This window comes from Methylobacter sp. Wu1 (assembly GCF_036553575.1).
Taxonomy (GTDB): Bacteria; Pseudomonadota; Gammaproteobacteria; order Methylococcales; family Methylomonadaceae; genus Methylobacter.
The window spans coordinates 1-24,301 of sequence record NZ_JAZHOC010000016.1; the positions used below are offsets into that span (position 1 = coordinate 1).

Sequence of the window (24,301 nt, forward strand, 5' to 3'; positions counted from 1 at the left end):
CGCAAAGACAATGCGCCAACCAATGTGGCCATTATTCGCCATGCGGCGCTTAACATGATCAGGCAAGCCCAAAAAAAGCGGACGAGCATTAAATTGATGCGGAAAACCGCAGGATGGGACAACGCCGTATTAAAAAACATTTTGGAACAGGTTTTTTAATGAGGTAGCCCTGATAAATAATGCAATGAAAAACCAAGTCTAACCAAGCGCGGACAACTTGGCCCAAAAAGCGTTGTTCCTATCGTCGTAGAGCTTTTGGGGGCGTATTACCCTTGACGTTAGGCAAATCAGGAGTGTTGTATTTTTGGAAAATAACTGGATGTCGACATGAATATGGAAGATGGAATAGAAATAGTTTTAACACCTCTTCAGCTAGCAGCGATCCTGGAAGAGGAAACGATAGAAGAATCTGCGACGTTTACGAACAGATTTTGGGGCGGTATAACTTTAGTAGCGGGTGCGCTTGAGCTAATAGGCGGAGCTGCGCTACTGCTTGTGCCAGAACCCACAACAGTTACAAAGATTACTGGTGGTACCCTTGGGCTACATGGATTAGACACTGCATCAGCTGGCATAATGCAGGTGGTTTCTGGCAGAACAAGAACAACATTGACTTCCCAAGCAGTAGAAGCGACTGCGAGCCATCTCGGATCGGACCAGAAATTAGCTTCCCAGATTGGCACCGCAGTGGATATTGGTGTACCGTTTATCGCTGGTTTCGCTGGATTCGCGAGAGCTATTGCAATACGGAGGGGAGGCATAAGCTTGGTGGCCGAAGAAGCAGTTGGAGGACATACGATTGCGCGTCATGTTGGTCGTACCGAAGCACAACTGAGACTTCGGCTAGCAAACCAACCGAAGATACCAGCTGCAACTACGTTTAAAACATTGAAGGATGCAGAACGCTGTGTAGCAGAAGCTATAAAAGCCAATAAGCCGGCGATAAAAGAATGGGCAAAGACTGCAAATATTGGTCAAGCCAAAGGTTTTCCCTATGATGCTGGCCGCATAATTGGTGAAGGGGTGATTCGTAGCACTGGTCAAATGCAAGAGATGAGTAAGATGGTAATTGTACTTAGAAAGGTGAAAGAACAAAATCGGATATATTTTGTGCTGACAGCTTATCCCAAACCATAGAATGATATAAGAATGAGCATATCGAATAATAGTTATCCTTGCCTCAGAGAGCTTATGTCAGGATGGTTTCACCAAGATTTTGATATTGAAGGAGAAACAGTTCCTGAAATTATCGCTGCCTTTAACCGTTCATGTCGAGAAGAACAACGATCATTGCTTAAGAGTGAAATAACTGAATTTCTTAAACAAAATCCAGGACCTTTAGACGATGAGTTCCAGCGGGAATTTAATCCAGATATTGACCCAAGAGGCTTTGCATCGAGTGCTAGAGAATTTTTAGAACAAATCTTTCACCAATTGGGCTGCGCATAACACATATGAACCTCCGGTTTATCAAAAAGCAATAAAAAATCCATCTGACAAATTTGGAAAATTTCAATTTTCTGAATTTTGGCAGCACGGTAGCGCGGTAGGATGCGGTGAGGCACGAACCGCATCATTCGAGATGCGGGCGCTCAGGGTAGTCAATATAGTGGCGGCGCCTCAAGTAAAAAGTAACCGTATAACAAGCACAGCTTTAGGATGATTGTTTATAAGGAAAAGGAAGGCGGACAAGTAGTCTTCTTTCCTCACAAAGATGCATAAACTATGGAGCTAAGCACAAACGCTCTTACAGCTATGCTTCGAGCATTGGCTCATGAGGTTAATCAAGTTGAGGCACTGCTTTCAACGAGCGAAGATGATGAAGAAATGGGGCTGTACTTGAACGATCTGCAAGAAGCGATATCGAGTGTTGCAAACACTTATTCCAGCAGAAAACAGCAGGATGACTCGCCCAGCTCTGTTGATCTATTGCTAATCTATTGCTAAAACATTTCTCAAAGGAGCAGTGGCCTCCTATAGAAGAAGACAGCTAATATTTCCTCCTGGCCGGACTGCCTTTGGAAGCCTTTGAATATAACGGGATCAAGGCTATAGGATACGCTTCGTGCCTCGGCATTCTATAGCCCTGGATATAAGGAATTATATCGCCACTTCCCGGTCTGAAATCAAAACTGCATTAGCTGTAGAGGGAGTGAATCATGAGCACCTCGCCTAATCAAGAATTCACTGAGAAAGTGCTGAAGGCTTACTCGGATATCGATAACCCAAGGCTCAAATCCGTCATCTCGATCCTGATCAAACACCTGCACGCCTGTGTTAAAGAGATGAAGGTGACCGACCAGGAATGGGAGTTTGCCTGGGATTTCATGAAAAGAATGGCCGAGAAAACCAGCCCTCTCGGAAATGAATTCCTCTTTTTTGCCGACGTCATGGGCCTGAGTCAATTGATTGAAATACTCAATCATGGAGAACAGGAACAACCGGTGGGGGTTGCGCTGCTGGGGCCTTTCTTTCGTGCTGACGCTCCTTTCCGCGAACGAGGCGCTTCCATTGCCAGCGACGATGCGCCGGGCGCTCGCGTCCGAATCTCAGGGCGGGTATTCGAATTTGAGAATAACGCACCTATCGAAGGGGCGATCCTCGATATCTGGCAAGCCGCGGCCAATGGCCTGTATGAGAACCAGGATGAGCAACAGCCGGACTACCATCTGCGCGGCCGTTTCAGAACGGATAAAAACGGGACTTTCGAGCTGATCGCACTGATGCCGACCACTTATCGCATCCCGGACGATGGCCCGGTAGGCGAATTCCTGAAGATCGCCAAACGGCCGCCCATCAGGCCGGCGCACATCCATGTCATCGTGTCGGCGCCTGGCTATGAAACGCTCGTCACGCAAATCTTTGTCAAAGGGGATCCGGACATTGAAGACGATGTCGTTTTTACGGCGAGCCAGAACATGGTCGGCGATTTGAAGCAGGAAGGGGATGCCTTTCGTCTCACCTATGATTTTCCGCTTAAGCGAGGTATCTCGACCATGCCGAAAGCACCGATTCCTGCTTAACACGCAAGATGCGTTAAAGAATGGCCTTATTCCAGTTTTCACAGAGATGGCGCGAATGGATTTATCCTGAAAGTTGGGGTGATGCGCTCGAGTTATTTCCGGCAATGGCCGGAGAATAACTCGAGCGATGCGGTTCGTGCCTCACCGCATCCTACCAGACTCTCTCAGGTTAAACACTGGATGGACAGCTAATCCTCCGGCCCCGCCGTTTTGAAACGGGCAACCGCTCCCAAAAGACCGATCACGAAGAAAGCCGTGCCGACAAGGGTAAAACGCAGGTTCGACTCCTGGATGGTCAAATCGTCGGTCGCGTACAGCATGATGATGACGGCGACTGATCCCCAGCCGAGAAAGCGCAATGCCGCGGCTGTAATGAGGTCGCTTAAAGTTTCCAATTCGCTTGCCGGCGTATCCATGCGGTAAGCTACAAAGCCGCACATGAGCGCCGGCAGGATTCCCCAGCGCATATGATCCAGGAAGCTGTCCAGAAAATCGAAGTGCTCCCGGCGGTAAAAAGTCAGCTCGAGGACAAGCACCGATACCATGGTGCTGACAATGAAGCCCATTATCATCATTGCCATATAAAATCCGTAGTATCGATCGGCCTGCTCCCGCTGGCGCCTGAAGGTGAGCGACCGTGAAATGAAGACGAGCGCTATCGGGAGGACATACATCGGAATGGCATAGGCGATCCACCGGAGCGTGGTGTAACTGAAGTGCGGCAGCGGCTTGTCCGGAAACAGGAAGGCATTATGCAGCAGGACTGAAATCTCCCGGCCCAGGATGACTCCGACAGCGGTGGCAGCCGTAAAAAGCAGAACATATTTATAGGTGTGCTTCAGGCGGGCTTCATGGGCTTTGCCGCCGAGCTGCTTCACGGTTGCCCACATGTCATTCTCGCTTGCGCTCCCGAATACGACCAGGGAGGCGAGCAGGCGGCAGAGCAGGCTGGTGAGGTGGTCAAGCTCCTTTATCAGATTGATTGTCTTGGTATAGTGCGGTTCCGCTTTCTTCCAGACCGCCACTTTTTCCGACATCGCGTTATAGGAGATACAGATTTCCCCCCATTTCAGAGACGGTTCGGTGAACAGACGGCGAAAAGACGATTGGTTGGCGTAATCCTGTATCTGGTCGAAAAGCAGGCAATTATGGGCCCATTTATACTCGACCGTAGCGCTGGATTTTTCGAAATCGCCGGGATCGAAGCTCGACACCAGCAGACGATTGGCGATTTGCGTTTTAAGGCTGTCGTCGACGGCCGACAATCTCGAGTTAATCAGCGCGTTGTAGATCTCAACCGCTTTTGCCGGCGTCGCGAACGCGTCGTGGATACTGTCCCTCAAAATAAGCAAAGGATTAAACTTGCTTTCCCGCGCCAGCAAAAAAAGAAACAATCCGGCGGCGATCAAAGGGATGATGGTGTTTCCGTCCAGGCCATGCAGAAGATTCACCAGCTCCCCGGAGCGGAGGTTTTTCACGATCAGCGTCACCAGCGGTTCCAAAGGCAGCCACTGCCAGGTAAGCAGCCAGTAAAGCGCTGCCATGAGGGCGCAGTAAGATGCGGTCCCTATCCAGTAAGTGCTTCTGCGGATAAAGTATTGGGGAAGCGTCGGCTCAGCGCCTAACTGAATCCGGCGTTTCTGGAAGGACTGATAGGCGAGGAATAATACGGCTCCGGTTCCAAGAAGCTGCACCGCAAGGTAAATCAAGTGTTCGACAGTCATCGTGCGTCTGTTCCTACATACTTTTTTATAAAATTTCGAATTTAGAAAATGTTAGGCCCGCTTGCTAATAAACGCGCTTATTTAACAATCCCGGCCTTATTTTACGCCAGTTCGGAAAGATCTGGATTGGCATAATGCAAGCGCAACGGGGGGCGTTCCTGCATTTGATATTCAGGCTGAATTTGAAATCAGTTCAAACCGATAAGATGTCCGGCTTCTTTGATTTATTCGCGGCTATTCTGCGTGATATTTTCATGATGATCGGGATCATGTATAGAAGGGAAAGACGCTAGCCTTTTTTGCGGATGTTAGCAGAAAAGGCAATGTCTTTGTAACCGCTATGCGACGCTTATTTTTCTACTCAAGGCCGCTTTTACAAGGTAAAGTCCGCTTTTTTGGTAGCTCGCTTAAATTCAAAATGCCAGCCATGCGGAAAATCTGCAATCTGGACCCTATGAGACATAAAAGAGAGGTGCAAAACCATGTCTGAAGCTTTAGCCATTACTCATCTGCTGCAAAATTGTAAGGAATTGGCCGCTTTTTGCAGCCAGAACGGCGGGATCATAAACGAGTCGATCCATTATGAGATCATCGAGCGGCAGCCCGAGAGTCTGTTGATCTATGTGACTTTTCTCGAAAGCATCATGGAAGGCTCCGGTTGTCAGGGCGATCAGAAACCCTGTTATGGCCGTCTGCGGTTGATATTGAATGATCAGGGAGAAATTGCCGGCGTCGAATTGGCCTGATTTTTTAAGGATAAGGAGAGCAGCAACATTGTGTGGGGCGACTTAAGCCGCTTCTACATAAGCGCTGATTTCATCGACAAACCGGAAAATTATTCTTAGCCGAATCCAGCACTAATGTTCCCTATATTGTTTGCCAGGGATACGTTTATCGCTCTCGAACAGGGCAATCCCACACAACATATATGAGTTTCTGTTATCATGTGCCCCGCTTATAATTTAAGGTGGTTGTGATTCACTATCATCCTGTTTTGAATTTTGTTCACACTTGCGATGCTTCAATGTCACTGTGAAGTTACTGTTGTGCAAAGCAGGTCTATCCAGACAGTTTTTTACCATGAATTTGCTACTTCAATATCTCGCGCTTTGCTGGTTCGCAAACAATCCCGCTGACTTATATCCCCACAAATCATTCATGTGGAAAGCCATCGCCTTCTATCTGGTGTCGGGGATTATCGTCGAAAGCCTGATCGCCGATCCCGCCGACGGCACGCTGGAAGTGCTGTTGCGGACTGTCATGGCTTTTACGTCTATCGCCACCTTATTGCTGTTCATGAGAAAATGGCATTATTTCGGCCAGTTGTTTACGGCTATTTTCATTTGCGAAAACTTTATCATGACGCTGGCGATCGGCGCTGAAGTGCTGGACCTGGTAATGGTAATGGAACATTACGAACACCGGGAAGAGGTATCCATGGGATTGGCGTCATGCCTGGTCGTATGGTATATCTCCATTATCAGTTACATTTTACGGCAAATGTTTTCGTTCAGAATGAGCATCAGCATTGTTGCCGCATTCAGCTATTTTGTTCTGACTTATGGCCTTCCGATGATGTTCATGGATATATAAGCCGTCCTGCAAGCCGCGCTTGATTATCGCTCAATTATTAAATGGCCAGACGTTTCAGCAGACGATGAAAATTGCCTCGATCCAGCCCGAGCGCTCGTGCGGCGGCCGCCCTGTTGCCTTGGTGCAAGGCGATTTGTTGCTGGACAAGCCGGCGCTGAAATTCATCAACCGCGCCTTTGAAATCCATCGGCGGCGCCGAGGTGATCGAGACATCCGCTAATACACTGCTTGATCCTTCCGGCGAATCCGGTGCTATGTCCAGGTAGGCGGCGGATAGAGTAATAATATCCGACTGGCGGTTTCCCCGGGTTGCCGCCTTGAGCGCGGCTCGGCTGAGCAAATGTTCCAACTCGCGGACATTGCCGGGCCAGCGGTAGTCCTGCAGCGCTTTTTTCGCGCCCGCGTCCAGGCGCAGTTTCTTGACGCCCAGGCGCTGCTGGTTTTTTTCCAGGAAGGCGCCGGCCAGCAGCAGCACGTCTTTTCCCCGCTCCCGCAGGGGCGGAACGTGCATGGGATAAACCGCTAGGCGATGATAAAGGTCGGAACGGAAAAGGCCGTTGGCGACTTCCTGTTGCAAGTCGCGGTTGGTCGCGGCGATGACGCGGACATTGACTTTGATCTGCCGATCGCTGCCGACGCGCTGGATATCGCCGTTTTGCAGCGTGCGCAGCAGTTTGGCCTGGATTGAAAGCGGCAGTTCGCCGATCTCATCGAGAAAAATCGTGCCGCCGTCGGCCAGCTCGAATTTGCCCGCGCGTTCGCTGACGGCGCCGGAAAATGCGCCTTTGCTGTGCCCGAACAGCTCGCTCTCGGCAATGCTCTCGGGCAGCGCCGCGCAATTGACGTACACCATCACCTGGTCGGCGCGCGTCGATTCCAGGTGAATGCGCTGGGCGACCAGTTCCTTGCCCACGCCCGTCTCGCCCATAATCAATACCGCCAGTTCCGAAGGCGCCACGATGGAGATTTCATTGCGCAGTGCCCGCATGCCTTCGCTTTCGCCGATCAGATTGTGTCCGGCATTTTGTCTGTTCAGGGTGCGGGTGACATAGCTGACCCGCTGCTCCAGGGACGAAATCAGCCCGACGGCCTTGACCGACGCGGCGGTCAGGCTGATGAAGGCGTTGAATTGCACAGGGTCGATGCCGTCAAATGTGCCTGCATTCAGCGCGTCCAGGGTCAGGACGCCCCAGGGTTCGCCGTCGATAAACAGTGTGACGCCCATGCAGTCATGCACCAGCAGCCGGCTGTCCTCCGCCTCGATCAGCCCGTCGTAGGGGTCGGGTAAATCGGAATCGGCGGCGAAGCGCACGGCCTGATTCGAAGCCAGAATCCGCGCCAGCCGCGGATGCTCATCAATGACAAAACGCCGCCCCAGCGTATCTTCCGACAGTCCGCTGACGGCCAGCGGCGCCAGATGGCGGCCTTCCAGTTTCAGCAAGGCTGATGCATCGCATGGGAAAGTCTGGCGCAAATGCTGCAACAGGCGCTGATAGCGCTGCTCCGGCGGCATATGCGTCGAAAGGTCCGCGACCACTGAAATCAACGAAGTGAGAAAGGTATTTGTCGTCATAGTGATAACCAGGTTGTTAAAAACACAACTATGCAGTGATGTTAATAAGACAACTATACCTTAAATCATGTACAAAGCGTAAGGTTTTAAAGGCCCGGCGCGAATATCGTGTTTCTGGCACAGTTAGTGCAGAAGTTGGTTTGAAAATTGTTTCACTCAACCAGCTCAAGGAGATCATCCGATGTTTTGTTACCAATGCGAACAGACCTACCGCTCAGAAACCGCCAGCGGCTGTGCGTCTGCCAAAGGCATGTGCGGCAAGGACGCCACCACTTCCGATTTGCAGGACTTGCTGATCCACGGCGTCAAGGGCATCGCCCAATACGCCAAACGCGCGCGCGCTTTGAATGCGCCCGATAACGACGCCGGCGGCTTCATGCTGTATGCGCTGTTCACCACGCTGACCAACGTCAACTTCAACGCCACCCGCTTCACCGTGCTGTTGCAGCAAACCGCCTCGATACGCGACCGGGTCAAGGCCCGTTATGAAGCCGCTGCGCTGGCGGCGGGCAAAGCGCCTGAAAGCCTCACCGGCCCAGCCGCCTGGCAGCCTGCGGCCGACACGGAGGGTCTGCTCAGACAAGCCGCCGACGTGGGCATCAATGCCGGATTCGAGCAGGTGGGGCCCGACATTATCGGACTGCGGTCATTGGTGCTCTATGGCCTGAAGGGCGTCTGCGCCTACGCGCATCATGCTCATGTGCTGGGCAAGGAAAGCGATGCCGTCTACGCCGGGGTCGAGGATGCGCTGGATTTCCTGAGCTCAGAGCCCACAGACGCGGATGCCCTGCTCAACCAGTCTCTGGCCCTGGGCTTTCTGAACCTGTCCGTGATGGAATTGCTGGATGCCGCCAACACCGGCGCCTTCGGCGCGCAACAGCCGACCCAGGTGCGCGTGACTCCGATTCCGGGCAAAGCCATCCTGGTGTCCGGCCACGACCTGGGCGATCTGGCGGCGCTGCTGGAGCAGACCCTGGATACCGGCATCAACATCTACACGCACGGCGAAATGCTGCCCGCCCACGCCTACCCCAGACTCAAGGCCTATCCGCATCTGGCGGGCAATTACGGCGGCGCCTGGCAGGATCAACAGCAGGACTTTGCCGACTTCCCCGGCCCCATTCTGATGACCTCCAACTGCATCATCGAGCCGCAGCCCCAGTACCGTCAGCGCATCTTTACCGCCGGCCCGGTAGGCTGGCCCGGCGTGCGCCATATCAGCGACAAGAATTTCGCGCCCTTGATCCAGGCCGCGCGAGCATTGCCCGGTTTCAAGGAAACAGCCGAGGCCGAGAAAACCATCACCATCGGTTTCGGGCGTGATGCCGTGCTCGGCGTCGCGGACCAGGTCATCGATGCGGTGAAATCCGGCGCCATCCGGCACTTCTTCCTGATCGGCGGCTGCGACGGCGCCGCGCCCGGCCGGAACTACTACACCGAGTTCGCCGAGAAAGCACCCGATGATACCGTCTTGCTGACGCTGGGCTGCAACAAGTACCGTTTCAATCAGCATGACTTCGGCGCTATCGGCGGCATTCCGCGCCTGCTCGACATGGGGCAGTGCAACGACAGCTATTCCGCCATCAAGGTGGCCGCCGCGCTGGCCGAAGCCTTCGACTGCGAGGTGAACGATCTGCCTTTGTCGCTGGTGGTGTCCTGGTTTGAACAGAAAGCCGCCGCCGTGTTGCTGACACTGCTGGCGCTGGGCATCCGCAACATTCGCCTCGGGCCTACGCTGCCGGCTTTCCTGACGCCGAATCTCGTGCAGGCATTGGTGGACAGGTTCGGGATCCAGCCCATCACCACGGCCCAGGCCGATATCGACGCCGCGCTGGCGCCGAAAGCCGCCTGATTGCGCAGGATGGCCGGGACGCTCGCGCGCGCCCGGCCGTATCAGTCTTGTTTGGAGCCTAAGAAAACATGAGCACTCATACTATTGAACTCACGACCCGCGACGGAGAGCAGCTCCGTTTCGATTGCGACGACGACCGGAACCTGCTGGAGGCCGCCGCCGACGCGCACATCGTGCTGCCTTCCCAATGCCGCCAGGGCAGCTGCGGCGCCTGCTATGCCGACGTCACGCGCGGCGACTATAGCCTGGGCGAGCACAATCCCGCCGCACTGCCGGCCGGCGCGGCGGAGCGCGGCGGCATCCTGCTCTGCCGCACCTCGCCGCTCAGCGACCTGAGCGTCTCCCTGCCTTTTGACCATGACCGCATCCTGCTGGGCGAAATCCGGCGCCGCAACGCCGAAATTGCCGCCATCGAGCCGGTCGGCGAAAACACCGTGCGCCTGATGTTGCAGCTCGCGCCGGACGACGACGGCGGCAGCGTGGCCGAATTCGAGCCCGGCCAGTTCATGGAACTGGAAGTGCCGGGGCAGGCCATCAGACGCGCCTACTCGCTTGCCAACACGGGCAATTGGGAAGGGCAGCTGGAATTCCTGATCCGCCTCCAGCCCGGCGGGCTTTTCTCCACCTGGCTGCGGGAACAGGCCCATGCCGGTCAGACGCTGATCGTGCACGGCCCCCAAGGCGCCTTCGGCCTGAGCGAAAACGGCCTGAGGCCGCGCTGGTTCGTGGCCGGCGGCACCGGGCTGGCGCCCATGCTGTCCATGCTCCGGCGTATGGCCGAGTTTCAGGAACCACATCCGGCCCGGCTCTATTTCGGCGTCAACCGTGTCGAAGAGCTGTTCTGCCTGACGGAGCTGGAGGCGTTAAAGGCGGAGCTGCCTCTGCTCCAGGTGATCTTGTGCGTGTGGAAGCCGAACCAGGAATGGCAGGGCTTTTGCGGCACGCCGGTGGATGCGCTGGCTCAGGACCTGGACGGCCTGAATGCCCGGCCCGACATCTACCTCTGCGGACCGCCCGCCCTGATTGAGGCCGCCGAAGCGGCTGCCCGCGCTCAAGGCGTGCCGGTCGAGCAGGTGTTCAGCGAAAGATTCCTGCCGGCTTGATGCTCTGGCATTTAGCTTGTCGTAACTCGCCTCGGGCAGCCGCATCGGCTAAGGCTGTGCGCCGCTTTACCGGTCGGGAGGGATGGCGCTAAAGGTGATTGATGCGCGGACTTTTGATATGAAATTCATCTGAGCCAGGCAGGAGCTGTGTTTTGCTCCTGCCTGGCGTGGCGGGCGGCATAAAAAAGCAGCCCGCGCATGATATCAATTACCAGGATACGCCCAGCAACAGAAACATCCCAATCAGCGCAAACTTCAGTGCCCACTGTTCCATGGCGCACTGACCGTAGTCATGGCGCATGATCTCCTCGATCTTGTTGGCGCCGACCTGGTCCTGCATATGAATTCTTCTTGTCATGATGGTTCTCCCCCTTTATTTAATCAGTGATGAACGGTAACTGCGCATTTGCCCGACCAGTACGCCCTGAATTTCGATTTGCTCCGGGTGGTAAGCCATTGCGGCCAGGCTGGCGTTGGCCGGGATCAGCAGCACCTTGTCCGGTGCCTGTTCGATATATTTCAAGGTGACTTCGGTTTTCTCGACCAAGGCTACGACGATTTCGCCGTTGTGGGCATGGCTGCGCTGCTCGATGACCACCCAGTCGCCATCGAAAATGCCGGCCTCGATCATCGAATCGCCTTTGACCTGCAGCACGTAGCAGGGCTTGTCGCTTCTCAGGACTTCGGGCACGGCCATGTAATGGACATGTTCGACGGCTTCGATCGGCTTGCCGGCGGCAATCTTGCCGACAAACGGCAGGCGCTGCTCGCCCTCGCCCTCGTCCTCGTTGCGTTTCGCCTTGATGGTCAGGCGGATGCCGCCTTGCTTCTGGCCTGAAAGCGGTTCCACCAGTTCCGCTTCGATCAAGGCCGAGATATGCTTGTGCAGAGAGCCCCGGGAGGCCATGCCCAGCGCCGCGCAAAGTTCGTCCAGTGTTGGCGGGTACGGAAATTTGTCGGGATTGTTGCGCAGGAAATCAAGGATTTGCCGCTGTCGCCGGGTCAATTGATGCATCGTCGTTCCTTTTTCGTTTTTTGTCAGCTTACCAAAAATGGCCCAAAATGCCAGAAAAAGAGAACAAAAAGAGAACAAAATGACAGGCTCTCACTGATTGCATTATGGATCAAGCAGTTATTGGTGCGTTGCCGATGAAGCTGTAAGCCTCGGTCCGCATCCGGTGCTGATTCTGCGATAAATTGCGGTCGCCTCTCCCGACATGTTCTGCCGAGCGGCGGAATTAATTGGCGCAGGGCCCGCGCCGATAAGCAAAGGCCCGCTTTATGAATTCGTGCGGCTATTAAAAAACAGGCAGGAATGGCGCTGTGATCGCCTATTCGCTGGTTTCATCAATCGGTTTATTGTTCATCTCGTCACGCGCCGCCGTGACTGCTTTATGTAGCCGCAGTAGAGCCGATTCAAGCGCCGCGACGTCTTCCGGCGAATAATCATTGAATATCCGGTAGATGAATTCCAGATGTTCGGGGTAAGCCCGCTTGAACAGGGCCACGCCAGCCGTCGTCAGCCGCACGATCTGGCTGCGGCCGTCCGTCCTGGAAGCCATGCGCTCAACCAGTCCTTTATCTTCGAGACGGTTGATGATGCCCGTCAAAGTGCCTTTGGTGATGATGGTCTTCTCGCCCAGCTGTTTGAAGGTCATGCCGGCCGTATTGCCCAGGGTCAGGATGATATCGAACTGAGGCAGCGTCAGATCCAATGTATGCACATGAGAGGCTGCGTAGGCCAAAAAAGTCTGATGCGTCCGCGCCAACTCGCGCAGCACGCTTGGAAATGTTGATGGCGAATTCATAATGTTCAGATATAATAGTTATAGTTAGAACTAAATGGTAACCTTGATTGATAATAACCTCAAGTTTTTTAATGTTTTTGGCTGTTATTTCTTAAAAAAATTGTGGTTTTTCTCTCCGAAAACAAATCCATTCATTTTTACGGCAAGGCTTGCCAGCCATAAGGCTGAAGCTGAGCATTTATCACGGCATTATCGAATGCGTATGCCGGACACTGCATAAATCATATAACCGTATGATAATAAAAGGCAATTTTTTTCATCATCAAGAATGGCTCGCTTGAAAAAAGCGAGATATTCAAATAAATAATCTGAGTTATAACAAAATTTGTTCTAATTAGAACAAAATCTGTTAGAATTTTCACCATGCTTGGTAATCAACATGAGCCGGTTCAGCTCTCTAAGCCTTCTGTTAATCGCCAGGTGAAAAACAAATTATTTATTTACTATGAGGTTTACCCCATGAACGTATTCAACAAATTTCTGACTTCTTCCATTATGGCCGCGGCGCTGGCAACTGCATCATTCAGCGCGTCCGCCGCGAATCCAACGAATGAAGACGTTAAGGCCGCGATCGACAATACGCTGGCGAAAGTTGAAGAGACGATTACGGCTCTGGACAATGGCGCAGACAACGAGAAGCTGGTCGAGATGGTCGGCGATGCCCGCCAATTGCAGAAAGACATTTCCAATAATGCGCTGGACTTAAAGCGCAACCAAGCCAGTGGTGTTTTGAAGAAAGCGCGTACTGAGCTCAAGAACAACGATCTGGCGTCAGCTAAGGCAACATTGGCCGATGCAGCCAACCGCTACAAGGAAATCCAGCAGCTCTACGTATCCACTCACTAAGAGATGCCTGCGCCGACAGGCCGGCGTTTGAAGTGAAGCTGAAACCCTTGTCCGGAAGCCGGGCAAGGGTTTTTTTGTTGCTGTCAGGCCGTAAACATCAGAAAGCAGCATAATTATCTCAAGCCGGCTTTTCGCGGGCGGGCGACGGCTGAAGCCATCACCGCAGTGCAGCAAACCCGATGCTGGCCGCCAGCTTTGATAAAGTTGTTAGTGACCGCTAATGTCAATATACTTGTCCAATAACCATAGCTATTGTTTTGATATCTTATGATGGCCAATTAAATCAACAGCTTATATTCTATCTGCTCAGTATGAACGAGTTGACTGTCTTTATGAATTCCAGGGCTGCAATTATGAAAAAACTTTATCTCACCATTGCCTTTATCTTGCTTACGTCTGGTTGTTCGTTTCAAAAGCCGGATTATCTGAACATGATCAATGCGGCTGAACTAAACCAGATCATGCAGCGCGAGGATATATTCCTGGCGGATGTCCATATACCCGAACAGCCGCATATAAAAGGCACCGACCTTTTTATTCCTTACAACGAAATCGAGAAATACAAAGACAAACTGCCCAAAGACAAAAATACAGCCATTTATATCTATTGCAGAAGCGGTTCTATGGGAAATGCGGCGGCAAGATCCCTTCATGAATTGGGTTACCGTAACCTGTTCAATCTTGAGGGCGGCGCAGAGGCCTGGAAAAAAGCGGGTTTTGCTTTTCAATAAACGGCAAATGCGTCGTCTGGCTCATACTGTTCGATTCTGGCCGATAAAAATGGCTTTCGAGAAAGGCTTATCAGTTTTTTGGCGTGCGAGGCTATAAGCTGTGCTGATATACAATATTGGAATGTTTTTTAGCTTTTGCCGCACCTTCAACCATGCCCGGACTGATGATTGTCTATTTACTGTGTTTCAGCGTACTAACCGGAATCTTGTATCCCGCCAACAAAAATAAAAAGCCATTCGGAGTCCGGCAATACATAATTGTATCGGCCTGGGCTTTCGTGAGTCTGCAAGGTTGTCCGCTTATCGCCTCAGCAGAAGAGTACGATAGGGATTACCGATACTACGGAGACTACAGGGATTATAGCGGCTACGGTGGTGAGTATGATGGCAGAGAGTACGGCAACGGTTACAGTAGAGACCCCCGTACATATTCCGATAGAGACTACGGCGGGCGTTACAGCCGGGAGTACGGTAGCGCGCCGGCATTAAACGATGCCCGCCCTCCAGTTGGCATAAATGACTTTGAGAGGGAGCTTGTGCAATCGATTTATGCCAGCTGTTATCGCAGTCAGCGCGTATCGGTCGAAAACTACGGCGTACCTGAAAATTTGATCATGGACTACTGTAGCTGTGCCAGCAAAAATATGTATGGCCGCCTGAGTTATGAAGATTTTAAGCTGCTTGAGAAGATTCAAGGCACGGGAACGCCTCCGCCCCATGAGATCCAGCAAAAAATGGAGTTTGTCGCCATGACGTGCAGGAAGACTTCAATTGATAAAATGCCGCCGAGTGGTTTAGAAACAAGGGGGCGGATGCCCAATTGAAAAATCAGGGATAGATAGTTTTCTATCCCTGTAATCTTTTCAGAAAAGTCCGGTGTTTATCAGAGCCAGTTTTGATGACTTAAAGTTAACGTGGCGCTGGCTATCCAAACGGCTACTCGCCTTCTTCGTTCCGAAAAAGCCGAATCCAGAACGCTATCTCAGCGAGCAGTCCCGCAACGAAGAATGCAACAGCGCCCGAGGCGCCCCCAACGGCATACAATATGACTGCCGCCGCAAAACATGAGAATGTAATGATATGCCGCACTTGCGCTGTGCTCCTTGGCGTGGTCTGTTTATTAATCACAAAATTTCGACACATCTTCTCTATTTTTTCTCTTCAAGGCAAAAAAAGCTGCAGCGTCAGTCAGGCGCCGATTCTATTTTCGAGCTGTCAGTCCGCAGGCAAGCATCAACCGGAAGCAGACAGCGCGGGATAGCACAAATTCCTGAGTTAAGCGGCATAGAAAGCAAGCCCGCTTCAAAGAACAGTCAGGCCGCAACACGATATAGGCCGAGATGCAACGCACTGGGCGGCCGCCGCAAAGCCTTGGACATTACACGCGCCGCATACACGGCGGATCACATCCCGCCCATTCGGCAGAAAGCAGGCATGCCGGCAGCAGATGCCGATGGGAAATGGCACGGCTTCTGTTCAGCAAGGGGGTAATAAAGCAGAGCGTTCCGATAAGCGCGGCAAAACGTCGGCCGTAAGGAACGCTAGTGGAATTCAGGAGCGGCCCTGAACGTCCACTGGACGGCCAGATTGGCGAAGAAACCATCGCCCAGCTGGACCTGCTGGAACGGCTGTCCTCTGGGATTGACCGCGTCGCTGTGGTTCAGATCTTCGTAAATCGGCAAACCCACCGAGCCGCGCAATTTGAAATTGCCGCCGAAGGCGTTCAGGAAGCGCCAGTCGCCGACAAAGGCCAGGTTGGTGACCGTGCCGTCGCTGTTGCCGATCCTGAAGCCCTGATCTTCGCTTTTCTCGGTATAGCTGGCGTCCATTTCGATGCCCAGCATCAGATCGTAATTCGGCGTATAGTGCAGCGCCAGACCTACGGTAGCGGCATCGCCAAAGGCGTAATGCTCGTCATTTTCAGGATTGACCGTATACAGCGCCGACGTGTGCAGCCAGAAATTCTTCCAGCGCTGGGAATAGAGCAGGCCGCCGGTAAACGTCGCCGTATCCTTGCCCAGCTGCAGCGCAGGGCCTGTCGAGATGAGGTTCCTGCCCAGCGTCGGCGCCCGGTTGGCGCTGAACTGGCCTGTCGGCAGCGTCGTGCCGAGCAGTACGGTGACGAACTTGTTCCAGCGGGTGTTGCGCCAGAAGTTGTAGCGCCCTTCCAGGGTAATGTCGCCGATGCCGTTCTCCTCGCCGACCGTTTCGGTGATGCCGCCGGCCGTTTGGTTCAGCGTTCGGGTTCTTCTCTCGAACCAGGGCACGTTCGCAAACAGCGCCAGATTGTCGGTGGGCGAGTAGTTCACGATCACCGCCTGCTGATGGCCTTCGAACTGTTTCGGGGCGCGGGGCTGCGCGCTGTTGCCGCCGATGAACTCGCCAGGTTCGACGCTGTTGGAACCGATCTTGATCCGGTCTTTCTGCGTGTAGCCGTAGACCATGCCGACGCTGAAATTCCCTTTGCCCGGCGTCACGGCCGTGCGGATGCGGAAAGGCGCGGTCGTGCCTACCGGCGAAATGTCCGCATAGGCGGCAGTGAAATCGATCACGTCCCCGCCTTCCTTGGCGGCGAAGGCTTCCGCCTCGCCGCGGTCGGCGAAGGCGATGTAATTGGGCACCATGTCGGGAATGACCCGGCTGCCGAGGACATAGGTCGCCTCTTCCGCATCGATCAGCTTGCCGGACACCCAGTCATGCACCTTGACCGACTCGAAGGCCGACATGCCGCCGGCGTCGTTGATCTCGCGCAGCATGCAGGCTACGCCGCAGGTGTACTGCTTTTGGCCATCCTTAAAAACCAGTTCGGCGGCGCTTTTCCGGTACTGGTCTATATACATGCCGCAGACGCGGCAGCTGGGCCGCTCATGCTGTTCCTCGGCCGATACCCAGGCCGGCAGGAGCAGCTGGAAGAACACCGGCACGAGCCATGCCCTAGTACGCACTATCATAGAATCCTCCTTTATACAGGACAGTTGTAAAAAGCTTTTCATACTCCTCAATTCGGGCTTCCCCGGTCAGCTTCTCGCGCAGGACGCCTTCCTCGTCGAAAACGAAGGTGACCGGCAGGCCTATCACGCCGAACTGTCTGGCGGCCATGCCGTAATCCTCGGTCAGCATCGGATAAGTCAGGCCTTCGAATTGCCTGATCCGCTCGTCTCCGGCTGCGATGGGGCCTTCGTTGATCGCGATCGGCACGAATCCCTGATCTTGGTATTTCCGGTAAAAACGCTCCAGCGTCTGCAGCATCGCCTTGTCGCAAAAGCCGCAATCGAGGGACCAGAAGCGCACCAGAATGACTTTGCCTTTGAAATCATCGGGCAGCGCCACGGACTTGCCTCGGAAGTCCATCAGCGTGACGGCCGGCATCGCGTTGCCGATCTGCAATCCCGGCCGCTTGTCGCAGCCGCCGAGCGCCGCCAGCAAACCCAGCAGCCACAGCCAGCTGCGGGCTTTCATGAGCGCCGGTCCAGTGATTGGATAAGGGCTGGCGTCACCTCCTGAAAGCGCAGGATGGACCGGCCTTTATGGTCCTGCAAAAATTCCTGCGCCGATTCACGGTCCTTGAACGGCAGCAGTTCATGGCCCATCGGCCCCAGGACGTCCGAGCCGATCACATAAAAGGCCGATCTGGCCTCGACCAGCTCGACCTCGTAGTAATCGGTAACGTAAATGTCCTTGATCGCTTGGGGCGATTTGCCGGGCGTGTATTTGGCGGTATCGAAATAATGTTTGAACATGTCCTTGGCGCCGTCGTAAAAGTAGGCCGTGCCGTCCTGAAAGACGATTTGCGCGACCCATTTCGGATATTTGTAGACGAACATGCCGCACACGGGGCAGCGGTCGGATTTCTTGATGGTCACTTCGGGCTCGCCGCCATGGCCCGGCGCCATGATGAAAAACAGCGACAATAGAACCAGGCGGAGCATTGATCGGGCATAGTTTTTCATAGGCATCTTTTACATGATCAGGTTGGAAGAGACGATTTCATAAGTCACCAGCGCCGTGAACGCGGCATATAAAACCACCGAGGCCAGGGCCAGCCTGCGGATGAATCCGCCCAGCACGTTTTGCAGGCTCGGCACATGGCGGAAAGGAAGCAGCGCGCCGATGCCGATGCCCGCCACTACGGCGCCGAACAGCAGGATATAGAGCAGATAGCCGATATAGTCATATTCCTCCATGATGATGCAGAACGGGCAGTGATGGGTCGGCAGCTCATAGATATACAGCGAGATGAAGGAAACGATGGACACGAGGGCGACGGCGAAAACCAGCAGGCTGATCAAAGCATAGAGATAGCCGCCCTTCCCCTTGAAATAGAAATAAATCCCGGCCGCCAGCGTGCAGGCCATCGCCAGGTAGAAAACCCGCAGCATGGTCCGGGCAGGAAGCGCGGCGATTTCAGAACCCAGGCCGGAGGCGGTTTCCTCGGCGCTGAACAGGCTGCCGCAGCAGGACGTGATGACGTCCGCTTCCATGTTCAGGAAATAGGCGCTGGCCAGAACCGTCTCCAACACGATGAAAGGCGCGATGAACACCAGCAGCAGGTATTTTATTTTGATGAGCGGGTAGTCGTAGCCCTGGTTGTCGGCATAGTTCAGCACCAGCCAGATGCCCGCCAGGATAAAGTTGATGATTTTCAGCACCAGCGTCGGATAACCGAATTCATTGACATTGAGCGTGCCGGCCGCGCACATCGCGCCCACGAATAACGGGCACAGAACATCGGCCGTGAAGATATAAAGAAACAGGGACAGCAGCTGCAGGCCGAAAACAAACGTCAGCAGCGTCGAAATCAGATAGGTTTTCCGTTCCAGTATCAGCTGCAGTTCATCGCCGCTCCGGATGTCCCAGTGCCTGAGAATCTGCACGCCGTAATAGGACGCATACAGCACCATGAAGCTGACGATGCAGGACGCCAGCAGATTGGCGATAACGGTGGGATGCAGAATCACGTCAACTCGCCCTCGATCCTGCCGTCGCGGAGATTGACCACGCGGTCCACTATCGCGGCTTCATAAACCAGCGGATCGTGGCTGGTGATGATGACGGTCTTGCCCTCGGCCTTGAATTTTTCGATGATTTCCATGAAGCGGTAAGACAGCGTGGTATCGAGATGCGCCGTCGGCTCATCGGCGATGATGATGGCAGGGTCGTTGATCAGCGCCCGCACGATGGATGCGCGCTGGGCCTCGCCGCCGGACAGCCATTCCACCTTGGACGCCGACTTGCCGGCGATATTGAGATCGGCCAGCCCCTGCATGGCCTTCTTTTTCAGCTGCGAGCGCTTTTCCCCTAACGGGTAGGCCGGCAGCATGACGTTTTCCAGCACTGAAATGCCCTTGATCAGATTGGGCTGCTGGAAAATGAAGCCGAAAGTCTTGCGGCGGATATCGGTCAGGAAGCGTTCGGGCAGGCTGGTGATCTCGCGCCCGTTCAGATGCACCCGTCCCGCCGAGGGCCGGCTCATGCAACCGACGATACTCAGCAGCGTGGTTTTGCCCGAGCCGCTCGGGCCCTTGAGCACCGTGACCCTGTTCTGGGCAATCGTCAGGTTCACGCTGTTCAGCGCCGAAAATTCGCTGGGATTGCCGGCATTGAACACTTTTCTTACATTCACCAGTTCGATCATGGCTTATTCTCCGGTATGCCGCATGGCCGTGTCCGGATCGATGGTCGCGGCGCGCCAGGTCGGCACGATCGTCGCCACGGTATAAGGGACCACGGTCAGAAAGAACAGCGTGGTGAGCTGTTCGGCATTGATGAAAGGCGTCAGCATGAAATTCGGGTACAGGTTGGACCAGCCTTTCAGCGCCGGCTCGAACACCGGCGAGCCGGTAAAAAAGACATGGATGTAGGCCAGGATCACGCCGGTAAAGAACGCCGTCAGCGAGATCAGGGCGCCCTCCCAGAATTTCATCTGGATCACGTCCGAAGTCTCCCAGCCCACGGCCTTGAGGATGCCGATCTCCCGCCGTTCGCCGGCGCTCAGGCCCGAGGCCTTGTCCCAGGCGAAAATAACGAAGGCGAGCACGGCCGCCGAGAAGATGACGATCATCATGCCGCCGCGCCAGTTGAAGATCGAATCGTAGGTTCTCAGGATTTCATCGCGGACAATCGGCCGCGAATCATGCAGGCGCTGCCTGATTTTCGACGCCACCGTGCTCACCTCGCTGGGGTTTCTGACCGTCACCGCCACGTCGGTGACGTACTGCCTGTCGATGCCGAACAGTTTCCTGAAGTCTTCCTCGGTGATCAGCATCAGATCGGCGGAAACCAGCTCCGATTGCGAAGACAGCGTATCGGCGACTTTCAGGCTCATGAACATGCCATCGTAAACCCTGAAAGGCAGGTAATCGCCCTTGCCGATATCGCGGATGCGCGCGATGCCGTTGCCGATGATCAGCGAGCCCGGCTTCAGCGCCGCGCCGTTGAAGGCAAACAGGGGGGCTGGCGCGTCGGGCGCCAGCGGGTCGTCTGATTCGATCTCAACCGTTGCGGCCCGGCCTGTTCCGGCGCCGCCGTCAGGGATCGGCGGCGTCAGCAGCGTGTAATTGGCGCCGACCAGGCTGTCGAAATAATAGCCCCACAGCCGGCCTTCGATACGGGCCACGCCGCGTATTTTTTTGATGGCCTCGATGTCCCGGACCGGGAACAGATCGTGCCGCCCGGCCACCAGTTTCTGGACGATGATCTCAGGGGCCTCTTTCAGAATGATCGAGGCTTCCTTTTTGATCGAGTGCGTGAAGAACATCGTCGAGGCCAGAATGAACACGATCAGCGTATACAACGCCAGCAGGCCGAAGTTTTTCACTTTGCGGCGCAGCAGCGAGGAGATCGTGAAATCGATGATGTAGCGCTGTTTTTCAATCCATGCTCTCATTGGTTGGCTGTGATTCCTTGGGGTGGCTGGGTAAACGATCCGGATGGAAAATGCTCCAGGGACAAGGGATGGTCCTGAAACGGGGTGTTCAGGTCGGCCTGGGACAAATGCCGGGTGTAACGGGCGTCGGTAAACAGGCACAGGTCGGTCAGCCGCAGCGTTCTGACCAGCAAGGCCTTTTCGTTGATGATCCTGTATTGGGTATTTTTGCTGACAGCGGCATGCACGAGCAGCAAAGCCAGCACAACAACCTCAATCGACAGAAACCTGAAAAACAGGGAGGACTTTCTCATAGCGTCATGCTCATTCAGCCTCAGCGGGTATGGGTTGTACAGGACTTGCGCGTTTTGCTCTTCTGCCGCCGGTAGGGTACGCATTGCGTACCCTACGGCTCATCAAACCAAGGACCTGCGTCCTGGCACGATTTTTGGTCTACCTGAAGCTTATCATGAGCTCTCGGGATGAAAAAGCCGGTGAGACATTACGTCGCACCTGCCGGAACCGCTCTAAAATGCAGAAAGGAGGGCTGGCTTTTGCATCACTCGGTCCGCAGCGCCTCCAGCGGCTCCAGCCGGGCCGCTTTCATGGCCGGGGCCACGCCGGCGACGATGCCGATCAGCAGGGATACCAGGAACGCCGCCGCGGCATAGGTCCAGGCCAGCTGCACCGGCAAGGCGGGCAGGGTGGCCGCGATAAGCTGCACCGCGGCGATGCCGGCCAGCACGCCGACCAGTCCGCCGGCCGCGCTCAAAGCCAGCGCCTCGGCCAGAAACAACCGGAAGATCGTGCGCCGCTCCGCGCCGATGGCCCGCAGCAAGCCGATTTCCGAAGTCCTTTCCGACACCGCGATGGTCATGATGGTCAGGATGCCGACCGAGCCGACCAGCAGCGAAATGCTGCCCAGCGCCGCCACGGCCAGGGTCAGGATATTCAGGATCGAATCCATCTTTGCCAGCATCTGGTTCTGCGTCACGATCGTGAAATCCTCCAGGCCGTGCCGCGCGATCAGCAGCCTTTTGATGGCTTTTTCCAGGCGCGCGACCGGGGCATTGCTTTCATAAAGAATGTCGATTTCCATGAGGCTTTCGCGGTCGAACAGCGCCAGCGCCTTGGCGGCCGGAATGTAAAGCGTGTCGTCCATGTCGAAGCCCAGCAGCTGGCCCTTGCTTTCCATGACGCCGATCACGAGATAGCGGTCGGTGCCGACGCGGATGCGCTGGCCCAGCGGGCTGCCTGTGCCGAACAGCTCCCGCGCCAGCTTATGGCCGAGGACGGCCAGTGCGCGTGGGTTATCCTGCTCGCCGGCAGGCAGGAAGCTGCCCAAGGCGACTTTGATCCGCCAGACCACCGGCACGGCCGAGCCGACGCCCAGCACGTTCGTGCGCCGCTGTTTGTTGCCGGCTTCGACGCGGGCGTTGCCCTGCACGAGCGGCGAGACGGCAAGCACGTCGTCCAGTCGCTCCAGGCTGCCGGCATCGGCCAGCGACAAGGGGCGCACGGTGCTGATCGTGGCGCCGGACAGGCCGAAAGTCGTGGTCTTGCCGGGAAAGACTGCGATCAGGTTGGTGCCGAACTGGGTAAATTCGCTCAGCACGAAGGCATGGATGCCGCGGCCGATCGAAGTCAGTATCACGACCGCGGCGATGCCGATGATCAGCCCTAAGGCCGTCAGGCCCGAACGCAGCTTGTGGCTGATGACGGTCCGGTACGACAAGGCGATCAGGTCGACGGTGCGCATGGTTACCTCCTCGCCAGGGCGGCCACGGGGTCGAGGCGCGCGGCCTTCCGGGCCGGCAGCACGCCGAACACGAGTCCCGTGAACAGGGACACGCCCAGCGCCGCCAGCAGCGCCCAGACCGGCAGGATGAACGGGAAGTTGGGATACAGTGCCTGCAGCACCCACAGCGTGAGCCGCCCCAGTACGACGCCCAGGATTGCGCCAGCCAGCGACAGCAGCGCCGCCTCGGTCAGAAACAGCGCGATCAGCTGGCGTCTGGTGGCGCCCAGCGCTTTCAGCAGGCCGATCTCGGCCGTCCGCTGCGTGACGCTGACCAGCATGACGTTCATGACCAGCACGCCGGCCACGGCCAGGCTGATGCCGGCGATGCTGGCCACGGTCAGGGTCAGCGCGGTCAGTATCTTGTCGAACGTGCTGACGACGCTGTCCTGCGTGATCAGCGTGATATCGTCCTCGCCTTCGTGCCGGGCCTTGATGATGGTTCTGATGTCCTCGGCGGCCTGAACCATGGCCTCCTTGGATTTGGTCTCGACCAGAATCCGAAACAGCGAGCTGCTATCGAACAGCGCCTGCGCCGAAGCGACCGGAATGATGACGATTTCATCGAAATCGGTGCCGATGGACTGGCCTTCCGACGCCAGCACCCCGACCACGCGGAAACGGCGGTCATTGATGCGCAGCCATTCGCCGACCGCCGGCTTGCTGGGGAACAGCTGCTCGCGTATGGTCTGGCCGATTACGCAGACCGACAGGGCTTTGTCGGGCTCCGCTTCCGGCAGGAAGCGGCCCTGCGCCATGCTCAGATGACGCACGCGGATCAGGGCATGCGTCGAACCGAGGATATTGGTTTCGCGCTCCAGGCCTTCCGCCGAAACCGGCGCGGAGCCGACCGTTACCGGCGCGATGGCGGCCACATGCGGGCTTCTGAGCAGGGCATAGGCATCGTCCAGCGTCAGGTCGCGGGGCGTCTCGCCGAACATCGGCGGCGCGGCGCCCGTCGTTTCGGTGCGTCCCGGCAGAACGATGACCAGATGCGTGCCCAGCGATTCGAACTCATTGATGATATAAAGGCGGGCGCTTTCGCCCAAGGCGGTCAGCACCGTCACGGAAGCCACGCCGATGCTCATCGCCAGGATAATCAGGGTGGCGCGCAGGCGTTGCGCCCGGATCGCGCCAAAAGCATGAATTAAGGTGTCTTTGAAAAACATGGGCTAACTCCTGTGGCCTTGGCCGTCCGCGCACAGGCATGAACGGCCAATCAAGGGTAGCCTAACCGAACTGCGGCCGGTTAAAAAGTGATTTTGCCGTAAACGGTCGCGTAGGCGGCGTTATCGCGCAGTTTTTTGTAGACGACCTGCGGATACCACCTACCTGATACCGAAGGTACCGCCGTTATCAAGTCGGCTTTCTGGCCCGGAAGCAGG

The 24,301-nt window shown here is 55.4% G+C and carries 24 protein-coding genes; 10 read left to right on the forward strand and 14 right to left on the reverse strand.

The genetic code is table 11. The features are described 5' to 3' along the window. Nucleotides 1-327 precede the first annotated feature (327 nt). The 3 genes from V2P20_RS01110 (at nt 328) to V2P20_RS01120 (ending at nt 3,023) form a co-directional block, all read left to right on the forward strand. A complete protein-coding gene (locus V2P20_RS01110) occupies nt 328-1,137 on the forward strand; it encodes an RNase A-like domain-containing protein (protein WP_331815139.1) in 810 nt (269 codons plus the stop codon). Nucleotides 1,138-1,149: 12 nt separating this feature from the next. Further along, entirely contained in the window at nt 1,150-1,449 is a 300-nt protein-coding gene (locus tag V2P20_RS01115) for a contact-dependent growth inhibition system immunity protein (protein WP_331815141.1), read from the forward strand. Between the two features lie 710 nt (nt 1,450-2,159). Then, nucleotides 2,160-3,023 (forward strand): dioxygenase, encoded by an 864-nt coding sequence (locus V2P20_RS01120; RefSeq protein WP_331815144.1) that lies wholly within the window; start codon nt 2,160-2,162, stop codon nt 3,021-3,023. Nucleotides 3,024-3,211: 188 nt separating this feature from the next. On the opposite strand, the gene V2P20_RS01125 is transcribed toward V2P20_RS01120, so the two are convergent. After that, the gene (locus V2P20_RS01125; protein WP_331815147.1) at nt 3,212-4,747 is read right to left on the reverse strand and encodes a hypothetical protein; all 1,536 of its coding nucleotides are present in this window, start codon (nt 4,745-4,747) and stop codon (nt 3,212-3,214) included. Nucleotides 4,748-5,229: 482 nt separating this feature from the next. Here V2P20_RS01125 and V2P20_RS01130 point away from each other — a divergent pair, with 482 nt between their 5' ends. Further along, complete coding sequence (locus V2P20_RS01130; RefSeq protein ID WP_194971610.1) at nt 5,230-5,493, forward strand: hypothetical protein; 264 nt, start codon at nt 5,230-5,232, stop codon at nt 5,491-5,493. A gap of 412 nt (nt 5,494-5,905) precedes the next feature. Continuing rightward, nucleotides 5,906-6,340, forward strand: coding sequence for a hypothetical protein (locus V2P20_RS01135; RefSeq protein ID WP_331815152.1), 435 nt, complete (start codon nt 5,906-5,908; stop codon nt 6,338-6,340). Nucleotides 6,341-6,377: 37 nt separating this feature from the next. Here V2P20_RS01135 and norR read toward each other — a convergent pair whose 3' ends face one another. Further along, on the reverse strand, nt 6,378-7,913 hold the full coding sequence (gene norR / locus V2P20_RS01140) for a nitric oxide reductase transcriptional regulator NorR (protein WP_331815155.1): 1,536 nt from the start codon (nt 7,911-7,913) through the stop codon (nt 6,378-6,380). A 181-nt stretch (nt 7,914-8,094) separates the two neighbouring features. Here norR and hcp point away from each other — a divergent pair, with 181 nt between their 5' ends. Both hcp and mmoC read left to right on the forward strand, forming a co-directional pair. Continuing rightward, nucleotides 8,095-9,765 carry a hydroxylamine reductase gene (gene hcp / locus V2P20_RS01145; RefSeq protein WP_331815158.1) on the forward strand — a complete coding sequence of 557 codons (1,671 nt, stop codon included), beginning with the start codon at nt 8,095-8,097 and terminating at the stop codon, nt 9,763-9,765. A 68-nt stretch (nt 9,766-9,833) separates the two neighbouring features. After that, on the forward strand, nt 9,834-10,868 hold the full coding sequence (mmoC, locus tag V2P20_RS01150; protein ID WP_331815160.1) for an aromatic/alkene monooxygenase hydroxylase FAD-binding subunit MmoC: 1,035 nt from the start codon (nt 9,834-9,836) through the stop codon (nt 10,866-10,868). Between the two features lie 208 nt (nt 10,869-11,076). Here the strand turns inward: mmoC and V2P20_RS01155 are convergent, their stop codons facing one another. From V2P20_RS01155 to V2P20_RS01165, 3 genes are all read right to left on the reverse strand, one after another. Further along, nucleotides 11,077-11,226 (reverse strand): hypothetical protein, encoded by a 150-nt coding sequence (locus V2P20_RS01155; protein WP_194971237.1) that lies wholly within the window; start codon nt 11,224-11,226, stop codon nt 11,077-11,079. Between the two features lie 15 nt (nt 11,227-11,241). Then, nucleotides 11,242-11,883, reverse strand: a complete 642-nt coding sequence (gene lexA, locus V2P20_RS01160; protein ID WP_331815165.1) for a transcriptional repressor LexA — start codon at nt 11,881-11,883, stop codon at nt 11,242-11,244. 316 nt (nt 11,884-12,199) lie between these two features. Further along, the gene (locus V2P20_RS01165) at nt 12,200-12,676 is read right to left on the reverse strand and encodes a MarR family transcriptional regulator (RefSeq protein ID WP_331815168.1); all 477 of its coding nucleotides are present in this window, start codon (nt 12,674-12,676) and stop codon (nt 12,200-12,202) included. A 459-nt stretch (nt 12,677-13,135) separates the two neighbouring features. On the opposite strand from V2P20_RS01165, the gene V2P20_RS01170 reads away from it, so the two are divergent. The 3 genes from V2P20_RS01170 to V2P20_RS01180 all read left to right on the forward strand — a co-directional run bounded on the left by V2P20_RS01170 (nt 13,136) and on the right by V2P20_RS01180 (nt 15,077). Continuing rightward, nucleotides 13,136-13,522: a hypothetical protein gene (locus tag V2P20_RS01170; protein WP_331815171.1), complete on the forward strand. Its 387-nt coding sequence runs from the start codon at nt 13,136-13,138 to the stop codon at nt 13,520-13,522. A gap of 353 nt (nt 13,523-13,875) precedes the next feature. Beyond that, on the forward strand, nt 13,876-14,253 hold the full coding sequence (locus tag V2P20_RS01175; RefSeq protein ID WP_331815173.1) for a rhodanese-like domain-containing protein: 378 nt from the start codon (nt 13,876-13,878) through the stop codon (nt 14,251-14,253). A 116-nt stretch (nt 14,254-14,369) separates the two neighbouring features. Then, nucleotides 14,370-15,077, forward strand: a complete 708-nt coding sequence (locus V2P20_RS01180) for a hypothetical protein (protein WP_331815176.1) — start codon at nt 14,370-14,372, stop codon at nt 15,075-15,077. A gap of 717 nt (nt 15,078-15,794) precedes the next feature. Here V2P20_RS01180 and V2P20_RS01185 read toward each other — a convergent pair. The 9 genes from V2P20_RS01185 to V2P20_RS01225 form a co-directional block, all read right to left on the reverse strand. Then, entirely contained in the window at nt 15,795-17,204 is a 1,410-nt protein-coding gene (locus V2P20_RS01185) for a nitrous oxide reductase accessory protein NosL (protein WP_331815179.1), read from the reverse strand. Further along, entirely contained in the window at nt 17,188-17,712 is a 525-nt protein-coding gene (locus V2P20_RS01190) for a TlpA disulfide reductase family protein (protein ID WP_331815182.1), read from the reverse strand. Before V2P20_RS01190 ends, V2P20_RS01185 begins: the two co-directional genes overlap by 17 nt. Next, the gene (locus V2P20_RS01195) at nt 17,709-18,203 is read right to left on the reverse strand and encodes a nitrous oxide reductase accessory protein NosL (protein WP_331815184.1); all 495 of its coding nucleotides are present in this window, start codon (nt 18,201-18,203) and stop codon (nt 17,709-17,711) included. The genes V2P20_RS01190 and V2P20_RS01195 overlap by 4 nt, the downstream gene beginning before the upstream one ends. A gap of 9 nt (nt 18,204-18,212) precedes the next feature. Beyond that, the gene (locus V2P20_RS01200) at nt 18,213-19,211 is read right to left on the reverse strand and encodes a hypothetical protein (protein WP_331815186.1); all 999 of its coding nucleotides are present in this window, start codon (nt 19,209-19,211) and stop codon (nt 18,213-18,215) included. After that, nucleotides 19,208-19,888: an ABC transporter ATP-binding protein gene (locus V2P20_RS01205; RefSeq protein WP_331815188.1), complete on the reverse strand. Its 681-nt coding sequence runs from the start codon at nt 19,886-19,888 to the stop codon at nt 19,208-19,210. The genes V2P20_RS01200 and V2P20_RS01205 overlap by 4 nt, the downstream gene beginning before the upstream one ends. 3 nt (nt 19,889-19,891) lie before the next feature. After that, nucleotides 19,892-21,139, reverse strand: a complete 1,248-nt coding sequence (locus tag V2P20_RS01210) for an FtsX-like permease family protein (protein ID WP_331815191.1) — start codon at nt 21,137-21,139, stop codon at nt 19,892-19,894. Continuing rightward, nucleotides 21,136-21,516, reverse strand: a complete 381-nt coding sequence (locus tag V2P20_RS01215) for a hypothetical protein (RefSeq protein ID WP_331815193.1) — start codon at nt 21,514-21,516, stop codon at nt 21,136-21,138. Before V2P20_RS01215 ends, V2P20_RS01210 begins: the two co-directional genes overlap by 4 nt. A gap of 161 nt (nt 21,517-21,677) precedes the next feature. Further along, the gene (locus tag V2P20_RS01220) at nt 21,678-22,877 is read right to left on the reverse strand and encodes an ABC transporter permease (RefSeq protein ID WP_331815196.1); all 1,200 of its coding nucleotides are present in this window, start codon (nt 22,875-22,877) and stop codon (nt 21,678-21,680) included. A 2-nt stretch (nt 22,878-22,879) separates the two neighbouring features. Continuing rightward, nucleotides 22,880-24,085, reverse strand: coding sequence for an ABC transporter permease (locus V2P20_RS01225; protein WP_331815199.1), 1,206 nt, complete (start codon nt 24,083-24,085; stop codon nt 22,880-22,882). Nucleotides 24,086-24,301 lie beyond the last annotated feature (216 nt).

Excerpts from the sequence above, each read along its gene's own strand:
- V2P20_RS01110 (WP_331815139.1), top strand. The coding sequence starts at position 328 with ATGAATATGGAAGATGGAATAGAAATAGTTTTAACACCTCTTCAGCTA.
- V2P20_RS01115 (WP_331815141.1), top strand. The coding sequence starts at position 1,150 with ATGAGCATATCGAATAATAGTTATCCTTGCCTCAGAGAGCTTATGTCA.
- V2P20_RS01120 (WP_331815144.1), top strand. The coding sequence starts at position 2,160 with ATGAGCACCTCGCCTAATCAAGAATTCACTGAGAAAGTGCTGAAGGCT.
- V2P20_RS01125 (WP_331815147.1), bottom strand. The coding sequence starts at position 4,747 with ATGACTGTCGAACACTTGATTTACCTTGCGGTGCAGCTTCTTGGAACC.
- V2P20_RS01130 (WP_194971610.1), top strand. The coding sequence starts at position 5,230 with ATGTCTGAAGCTTTAGCCATTACTCATCTGCTGCAAAATTGTAAGGAA.
- V2P20_RS01135 (WP_331815152.1), top strand. The coding sequence starts at position 5,906 with ATGTGGAAAGCCATCGCCTTCTATCTGGTGTCGGGGATTATCGTCGAA.
- norR (WP_331815155.1), bottom strand. The coding sequence starts at position 7,913 with ATGACGACAAATACCTTTCTCACTTCGTTGATTTCAGTGGTCGCGGAC.
- hcp (WP_331815158.1), top strand. The coding sequence starts at position 8,095 with ATGTTTTGTTACCAATGCGAACAGACCTACCGCTCAGAAACCGCCAGC.
- mmoC (WP_331815160.1), top strand. The coding sequence starts at position 9,834 with ATGAGCACTCATACTATTGAACTCACGACCCGCGACGGAGAGCAGCTC.
- V2P20_RS01155 (WP_194971237.1), bottom strand. The coding sequence starts at position 11,226 with ATGACAAGAAGAATTCATATGCAGGACCAGGTCGGCGCCAACAAGATC.
- lexA (WP_331815165.1), bottom strand. The coding sequence starts at position 11,883 with ATGCATCAATTGACCCGGCGACAGCGGCAAATCCTTGATTTCCTGCGC.
- V2P20_RS01165 (WP_331815168.1), bottom strand. The coding sequence starts at position 12,676 with ATGAATTCGCCATCAACATTTCCAAGCGTGCTGCGCGAGTTGGCGCGG.
- V2P20_RS01170 (WP_331815171.1), top strand. The coding sequence starts at position 13,136 with ATGAACGTATTCAACAAATTTCTGACTTCTTCCATTATGGCCGCGGCG.
- V2P20_RS01175 (WP_331815173.1), top strand. The coding sequence starts at position 13,876 with ATGAAAAAACTTTATCTCACCATTGCCTTTATCTTGCTTACGTCTGGT.
- V2P20_RS01185 (WP_331815179.1), bottom strand. The coding sequence starts at position 17,204 with ATGATAGTGCGTACTAGGGCATGGCTCGTGCCGGTGTTCTTCCAGCTG.
- V2P20_RS01190 (WP_331815182.1), bottom strand. The coding sequence starts at position 17,712 with ATGAAAGCCCGCAGCTGGCTGTGGCTGCTGGGTTTGCTGGCGGCGCTC.
- V2P20_RS01195 (WP_331815184.1), bottom strand. The coding sequence starts at position 18,203 with ATGAAAAACTATGCCCGATCAATGCTCCGCCTGGTTCTATTGTCGCTG.
- V2P20_RS01205 (WP_331815188.1), bottom strand. The coding sequence starts at position 19,888 with ATGATCGAACTGGTGAATGTAAGAAAAGTGTTCAATGCCGGCAATCCC.
- V2P20_RS01210 (WP_331815191.1), bottom strand. The coding sequence starts at position 21,139 with ATGAGAGCATGGATTGAAAAACAGCGCTACATCATCGATTTCACGATC.
- V2P20_RS01215 (WP_331815193.1), bottom strand. The coding sequence starts at position 21,516 with ATGCGTACCCTACCGGCGGCAGAAGAGCAAAACGCGCAAGTCCTGTAC.
- V2P20_RS01220 (WP_331815196.1), bottom strand. The coding sequence starts at position 22,877 with ATGCGCACCGTCGACCTGATCGCCTTGTCGTACCGGACCGTCATCAGC.
- V2P20_RS01225 (WP_331815199.1), bottom strand. The coding sequence starts at position 24,085 with ATGTTTTTCAAAGACACCTTAATTCATGCTTTTGGCGCGATCCGGGCG.